At 71.9% G+C, this 7,620-nt stretch carries 5 protein-coding genes; 1 reads left to right on the plus strand and 4 read right to left on the minus strand.

Annotated features, from left to right (window positions below):
* The 3 genes from JHN63_RS45840 to JHN63_RS45850 all read right to left on the minus strand — a co-directional run.
* Nucleotides 1-1,743, minus strand: a 1,743-nt coding sequence (locus JHN63_RS45840) for a beta-ketoacyl synthase N-terminal-like domain-containing protein (protein WP_234478697.1), incomplete at its 3' end; no start/stop codon positions are given.
* Nucleotides 1,740-3,482, minus strand: a complete 1,743-nt coding sequence (locus JHN63_RS45845; protein ID WP_200691068.1) for a fatty acyl-AMP ligase — start codon at nt 3,480-3,482, stop codon at nt 1,740-1,742. The genes JHN63_RS45840 and JHN63_RS45845, both read right to left, overlap by 4 nt.
* A gap of 97 nt (nt 3,483-3,579) precedes the next feature.
* Nucleotides 3,580-5,115: an acyl-CoA carboxylase subunit beta gene (locus JHN63_RS45850; RefSeq protein ID WP_200691069.1), complete on the minus strand. Its 1,536-nt coding sequence runs from the start codon at nt 5,113-5,115 to the stop codon at nt 3,580-3,582.
* A gap of 279 nt (nt 5,116-5,394) precedes the next feature.
* On the opposite strand from JHN63_RS45850, the gene JHN63_RS45855 reads away from it, so the two are divergent.
* Nucleotides 5,395-6,426, plus strand: coding sequence for a LacI family DNA-binding transcriptional regulator (locus JHN63_RS45855; RefSeq protein WP_307782149.1), 1,032 nt, complete (start codon nt 5,395-5,397; stop codon nt 6,424-6,426).
* Nucleotides 6,427-6,428: 2 nt separating this feature from the next.
* Here JHN63_RS45855 and JHN63_RS45860 read toward each other — a convergent pair.
* Nucleotides 6,429-7,620: glycoside hydrolase family 76 protein (locus JHN63_RS45860; protein ID WP_234478698.1), on the minus strand; the 1,192-nt coding region annotated here is incomplete at its 5' end.

Raw genomic sequence — 7,620 nt, forward strand, 5'->3', positions numbered from 1 at the left:
CCCGAAGGGAGCGCCGCCCGTCCCACCGATGTGGCGCGCAACATCGGTGGGACGGGCGGCGCTCCCTTCGGGCGTGCCGAGCCATGCGGCGATACGGGACGCGGTGTCGCGGACCCGCTCGGTGTCGACGTCGGAGAGGAGGTGCAGCCGGGTGGCGGGCTCTTCGACCCGGAGGACGTCAGGCGTATCCATCGGGAGGAGCGCGGGGCGCCATTCCTCCAGTACGGCATGGGCGTTGGTGCCGCCGAACCCGAAACCCGAGACGCCGGCGGTGGCCGTACCTCCGTAGCGGGGCCAGGGTTCGGGCTCGGTGACCACGCGCAGTCGGCCGTTGGCGAGGGTGTCACCGTGCAGCGACGGCGGGACGAGGTCGTGGTGCAGGGCGAGGACCGTCTTCACCAGGCCGGTGATGCCCGCCGCGGACTCCAGATGGCCGAGGTTCCCCTTCACCGAGCCGAGCAGCAACGGCTGTTCGGGGTCACGGTCCGCGCCCAGCACCGCGCCGAGAGCGCCCGCCTCGATCGGGTCGCCGAGCGGGGTACCGGTGCCGTGCGCCTCGATGTAGTCGACGTGGGCCGGAGAGAGTCCGGCCCGTGCGTACGCGCTCGTCAACAGGGCTTGCTGGGCAGCGGGGTTGGGGGCGAGAAGGCCATTGGAGCGGCCGTCCGAGTTGACCACGGTCGCCCGGATGACCGCGAGCACACGGTCGCCGTCCCGTTCCGCGTCGGACAGCCGCTTCAGCAGCACCGCCGCGCAGCCCTCACCGCGGCCGATGCCGTCGGCCGCCGTGGAGAAGGGCTTGCAGCGGCCGTCCGGGGCGAGCGCGCCCGCTCGTTGGAAGGCGACGCCGATGACGGGGGACAGCAGGACGTTGACTCCGGCGGCGATCGCCGTGTCGGTCTCCCCGCTGCGGAGGCCGGCGCAGGCCTGGTGCACGGCGACCAGCGAGGACGAACAGGCCGTGTCCACGGCCATGTTGGGCCCGCGAGTGTCCAGCACGTACGCCAGTCGGCCCGCCGTCACACTGAGCGCCGCGCCCGCCGGGGCCCACGGATCGACGGCTGCGGCATCGGCACCGGTGAGCTGTCCGTACTCCGGGGCCGAGACACCGACGTAGACGCCGGTGGCCGTGCCCGCCAGAGCGGTGGCGGGCACGGCGGCATGGTCGAGGGTCTCGCGGACGACCTCCAGGAGGATGCGCTGCTGCGGGTCCATCACCGCGGCCTCGCGCGGGGTGACGCGGAAGAAGTCGGCGTCGAACCCGGCGATGTCGTCCAAGTACCCGCCGTACAAAGGCGCTTCGGGGGGCGGGAACGGCGTGAAGTCGCCCCATCTGTCCTCGGGGACCCGGCCGATCGCGTCGACGCCGTCGACGAGCAGCCGCCAGTAGTCGGCCGGACCGCGCACCCCGCCCGGCAGTCGGCAGCCGACGCCGATGACCGCGACGGGTTCGCCGGGTGCCACCGGGGCGGGGCTCTCCCGCGTGACACGTGTCGCCGCCGTACCGCACACGCGCTCCACCAGCGCGTCCACGGTCGGCGCCTCCCACAGCAGGGTCGCCGGCAGCTCGTGTCCCGTCAGCGAGGACAACTCGCCCGCCAGCACGACCGCTTCGCGTGAGGACATGCCGAGGTCGGCGAGCGGTCGGTCCGTCGGGACGTCGTCGACCGGGGTGCCGTTCCACTCGGCCACCCGTTGCGCGATACGGCGGCGCAGCAGCGATCTCGTGTCGGCGGCCGTCATATCGCGGTCTCCACCGTGTAGGCGCCCTCCAAGTACCGGGTGCGGGTCAGGGCGCGCGACACCTTGCCGCTGGAGGTGCGGGGCACGGTGCCCGGCGCCACGAGGACGACATCGGCGAGCCGCAGCCCGTGCCGGGCGGAGACGGCCGCGCGTACGGCGCGTGTCAGGGCCGGTACGTCGATGTCGGCGAGGCGAGTGGTCCGCGCGTGCTCGGCGACGACCACCACCCGCTCACCCGCCCCGCCCGGCACCCCGAACGCGGCGAGCCGGTCGCGTCGTACGGCGTGATGCGCGTCCTGGGCGGTGGCCTCCACGTCCTGCGGATAGTGGTTGCGGCCGTCGACGACGATGAGGTCCTTGAGCCGGCCGGTGACGATCAACTGCCCTTCCAGGACGGTCCCGAGGTCGCCGGTGCGCAGCCAACTGCCCGGCGCGTCCGGGCCGAGGGTGGCGCCGAAGACGCTCTCGGTCTGCGCGGAGTTGTTCCAGTAGCCGCGGCCCACGTTGGGACCCTGCACCCAGATCTCGCCCACCTCGCCCTCGGCCAGCACGGCGTGGGCGAGGGGATCGACGATGCGCACGCGCTGACCGACCGGAGCACCACATCCCGCCAGCAGCACGGCTCTTGGGTCGTCGGGCCGCGCGGGCAGCGCCTTTCCGGCGGTGAGGGCGTCGCGGTCGAGGGCGAACCGGCCGAGCGGCCGGCCGGGCCGGGCGGCGCTGACGAACACGGTGGCCTCGGCGAGCCCGTACGACGGACAGTGCACGTCGGCCGCCAACCCCTGTGCGGCGAACGCGGCGTGGAAACGGTCGGCGGTGCCGGGCCGGACGGGTTCGCTGCCGTTGATCAACGCGGCGACCCCGTCCAGCCGCAGCCCCTCCTTCTGCGCCCCGGTGACGGCGGAGGCGCAGTAGTCGTAGGCGAAGTTGGGCGCGGCGCTCAACGCCTGCGGATGCGCGGCCAACAGCCGTAGCCAGCGCGCCGGTTCGTGCAGGAACGCGGCCGGATCCATGAGCACCGACAGCAGACCGCGGACGACCGGGGCCGCGACGCTCAGCACCAGCCCCATGTCGTGGTAGAGCGGCAGCCAGCCCACACAGGTCATCGGATGCGCGTCGGCACCGTAGGCGGCAAGCGCCTGGCGGGCGTTGGCGACGACGTTGGCGTGGGTGACCTCCACGCCGGCCGGGGAGCGGGTGGAGCCGGAGGTGTACTGGAGGTAGGCGGTCGCGGCCGAATCCGGCCCGGGTGCCTGCCAGTTGAGGGCGGCGGAGTCCGGGACCCGGTCCGCCGCGAGGACCGGCACGTGCGCACGCTCGCAGAAGTCCGTCACCTCCGCGAGAGTCCGCTCGGTGGTCACCACGACCGAGGGGCGCGCGTCGCCCAACACCCCGACGAGCCGGTCGCCCTGCCCCGGCAGCCCGGGCGGATACAGCGGTACGGCGACCGTCCCGGCCGTCAGCGCCGCCAGGAAACCGGTGATGTAGTCCGTCCCCTGCGGGCACAACAGGGCGACTCGCGCGCCGGGTTCGGCGTGCTCGGCGATCCGGGCGGCCAGGGCCCGCACCCGCAGATCCAGCCGCTGCCAGGTCAGCGTGCGGTGCACACCACGGGAGTCGGCGGCCGGATGGTCGACGAACGTGAACGCCCGGCGGTCCGGGGTGAGTTCGGCCCAGTGCCGTACGTACTCGGGCAGAGTCCGGTACGCGGGCGCGAGCGGGGGGCGGCGGCTGTCCATCGGGCGTGGCTCCTCACATCGCGGAACGGAGCGGTCAGAGGGGTCGAAGGGGTCGGATCTGACAGGGCTGGCGGAGCAGTAAGAGCAGTCGGAGCGGTCAGAGCGGGATGTTGCCGTGCCGCCTCTCCGGCATCGGGGCACGCTTGCCGCGCAGTGCGCGCAGGGCACGGCCGACGTGGGCGCGGGTGTCGCGCGGGGCGATCACGTCGTCGACGTACCCGCGCTCGGCGGCGAGGTACGGCGTCCCGTGTGTGGCCTCGTACGCGGCGACCAAGTCGGCCCGCAGCGCCTCGGGTTCGGCCGCGGCGGCGAGTTCGCGCCGGTGCAGTACGCCCACGGCGCCCTCCGCGCCCATGACGGCGATACGCGCCGTGGGCCAGGCGAGGTTGAGATCGGCACCGAGGTGCTTGGAGCCCATCACCGCGTACCCGCCGCCGTACGCCTTGCGCACCACCACGGTGACCTTCGGGACGGTCGCCTCGGCGTACGCGTAGAGGAGTTTGGCGCCGCGCCGGATGATCCCGCCCCGCTCCTGGCGCACACCGGAGAGATAGCCGGGGACGTCGGCGAAGGTCAGCAGCGGGATGCCGAACGCGTCGCAGAACCGCACGAACCGCGCGGCCTTCTCGGAGGCGTCGATGTCGAGGACACCCGCCGAGTGCAGCGGCTGATTGGCCACGACCCCGACGCTCGCGCCCTCGACCCGGGCCAGCGCACAGATGATGTTCGGCGCGAACAGCTCCTGTACATGGAGGAGTTCACCGTCGTCGACCACCGCGTGCAGGATGTCCCGCATGTCGTAGACCTGCCCGAGCCGGTCGGGCACGACCGTGTCGAGCGGGGCCCCGTCGGCGACGGAACCGGGCGCGAACTCCGGTGGCCGCTCAAGGTTGTTGGCGGGAAGGTACGAGAGCAGTTCGCGTACGGTGTCGAGCGCATCCTCCTCGTCGGCGGCCAGGAAGTGGGCGTTGCCGTTCACGGAGTTGCTGGTGCGGGCGCCGCCCAGTTCCTCGGCGGTGGTGCGTTCGCCGGTGACCGCCTCGATGACGTCGGGGCCGGTGACGAACATGTGCGAGGCGCCGTCCACCATCACGGTGAAGTCGGTGATCGCGGGGGAGTACGCGGCGCCGCCCGCGCACGGGCCCAGGACCACGGAGATCTGCGGGATCACCCCGGACGCCTTCACATTGCGGCGCACCAACTCGGCGTAGAGAGCAAGGGAGTTGACGCCCTCCTGGATACGGGCGCCGCCGGAGTCGTTGAGTCCGACGACCGGGCAGCCGGTCTTCAGGGCGAGTTCCATCAGCGCCACGGTCTTCTCACCGAAGGCCTCGCCCATGCTGCCGCCGAAGACCGTGGAGTCCTGCGCGAACACACAGACCGGCCGCCCGTCCACGGTGCCGTAGCCGGTCACCACCCCGTCCCCGTAAGGACGTCGAGCCCCGTCCCCGACGGCCCGGGCGCGCACGAACCCACCGGTCTCCGCGAACGACCCCGCGTCCAGCAGCCGTTCGATCCGCTCCCGCGCACCGAGCGCCCCGCGTCTTCTAGGCGCTGCCGTCACCACCGCCGCTGCCCGACGGTGTGCCAGGTCGGCGATGCGTCCGGCGGTGCGATCCGCCGTATCTGTCACTGCCGTCAGGGATGTCGTCGCCTCTAGCGTCACAGCCACCTCCGAAGTGGTTCTCGAATATGGCAGCGATCCGCGAGCGGACCGAGGGATCCCCGTTCTGTTTGCGGGAGTTGAGTCCCGCGCGACGGAGGTTCGTCCTGAGGTGACAACGGACGGCGGACCGAGGGCGTCGTGGTCCGGCCGTCGGGGTTGTCGTGTCATGGGCGAGCGGGGTCCGAAACGTATGCTGGGAGCGGTCCCGGCCCCTGGTACGCGATGGAAGGTTGGTCTTCGACTCACGTGAGCAGTCGTCCTCCGCACCGCCAGAACACCAGGCCCACGATGCGCGATGTCGCGGAGCGGGCCGGAGTCGCCGTCGTCACCGTCTCCCGCGTCGTCAACGGCATCGGTACGGTCCGCGAGGAGACGGCCGAGCGTGTGAACGCGGCCATCACCGCCATCGGCTACCAGCGCAACGAGATCGCGCGCTCCCTGCGCCCCGGCCAGAACTCCATGACCATCGGCCTGTTGCTCGGCGACCTCACCAACCCGTTCTACGCCTCCCTCGCCAAGGCCGCCGTCGAGGTCGCCAACGAGGCGGGCTACGCGGTCCTGTTGAGCACCGCCGACGAGGATCCCGAGGTCGAACGCCGGGCCGTCGGCGAGCTGATCGGTCGCCGGGTCGCCGGGCTCATCATCGTCCCCGACCAGGGCGACCACGCCTTCCTCAACGAGATCAACGGCCACGACCACGTGCCCATCGTCTTCGTCGACCGCCCGGCCACCGGCGCCGAGGCCGATGTCGTCCTCGTCGACAACGAGGACGGCGGCCACAAGGCCACCCAGCACCTCATCGACCAGGGCCACCGCCGTATCGCGATCCTCGTCGCGCCCTCGTACTACAGCACCGGCCGCCGACTGCGCGGCTATCGCAAGGCGTTGCGCCGCGGCGGCATCGAGCCCGACAACAGCCTGGTCGTCACCCTGCGCCGCGGCACCTCCGAGGAGGCCGAGGCCGCCACCCGCACCCTGCTGACCTCGGCGAACCCGCCCACCGCGGTCTTCTCCACCACGGGCTTCCTCACCGAGGGCGTCCTGCGGGCCTGCCGTGAGCTCCAAGTCGCCGTGGCGGTCGTGGGGTTCGACGACTTCAAGCTCGCCGACATGCTCGCCACCCCGGTCACCGTCGTCACCTCCGACACCGAGGAACTCGGCCGCCGGGCCGCCCACATCCTGCTGGACCGCATCGACGGCGACGACTCGCCCTCCCATCGCACCGTCCTCCCGGTCGAGTTGATCGCGCGCGGCACGGGGGAGATCCGGCACCCGTAACGTCAGTACAGCGTCCGCCACTTGGCACGCGGCCAGGCGAGCACGGCGTAGATCTGCGCGAGGGCCGCCTGCTGGATCGCCTGGGTGCCACCGGCCGTATCGAAGTGCACGAGGCCGGTGGCGGGATCGCGCATGGTGTCCCACACCCGGTCGGCGTACGCGGCCATCGCCTGGTGGTAGGTGTCCTTCCCGGTCACCGACTCCAGGAGCAGCAGGTTCTTGAAGAAGATCGAGTTGAAGAACACGGGCTGGGTGAACAGCCGCCCCTGCGTGACGTAGTAGGTGTACGCGGCGTCGGCAACCCGCTCCGCCCGGCGCAGGTGGGCACGGTCGCGGGTGACCTCGTACAGCAGCACGGCGACGCCGACCGGCACGCCCTGGTTGTAGGACCAGAAGGTCCTCTCGACGGTGCCTTGCAGGTCAAGGTGGTCCCAGTACAGGCCAGTTGGGCTCTGGAGATGGGTGTTCGTCCAGTCGTGGAAGCGCCTCGCCCAGTCCAGGTAGTCCGCCTCGCCGGTGATCTGGTGCAGACGCAGGGCGAGTTGGGCGCCCGGCATGTTCGAGACGGTGTTGCGGTCGTGGCTCCAGTCGGCCTGCGTCCAGAAGACCCCGCCCGGCGCCGCATGGCCGCTGTCGGTGTCCCAGCCGGACCGGACCAGGTCGAAGATCTCCTTCGCGCGGGCCAGCGCGGCGGCGTCCCTGGTCTGCAGATGCCGTTGGACCTTCGCGAGACCGACCCATTCGTTGTCGTCGTAGAACATGTCACCGCCCGACCCGTACGGCGCGACCGGGTAGGAGGCGTAACCGGGCAGCTTCGTCGTCCCGCCTCCGGCGTTCCAGTAGTGCTCCTGCGCCGCTGCCCGTCGGGCCAGCTCCGGCTCGAACCGCCCGTCCACAGTGGTGAGATCGAGCGCGGCGATGTGCACCTGCGAGAAGGGCCATTCGTACGAGTACGGGTTGTCGCCGCTCGCCGCCGGGATCTGCTCGCGCACCAACCCGGAGCCGTCGGCAGCGTCGAAGTGTCTTCCCAGCGCGGAGTAGAGGGACGTGGCGCGGGACAATGCCCGGGCAGCACTGGGGCGTTCGGCCGCGAACGCGGGTGTGGCCGCCGTCGCCGTCAGCGCGGCCAGACCGGAACCGATCATCACTCTCCGGGAGGGACGCGGGGACATGGGGCCTCCAAGGGTGCGGGTG

The sequence above is a fragment of the Streptomyces sp. MBT65 genome (genome assembly GCF_016612545.1).
GTDB lineage: Bacteria > Actinomycetota > Actinomycetes > Streptomycetales > Streptomycetaceae > Streptomyces.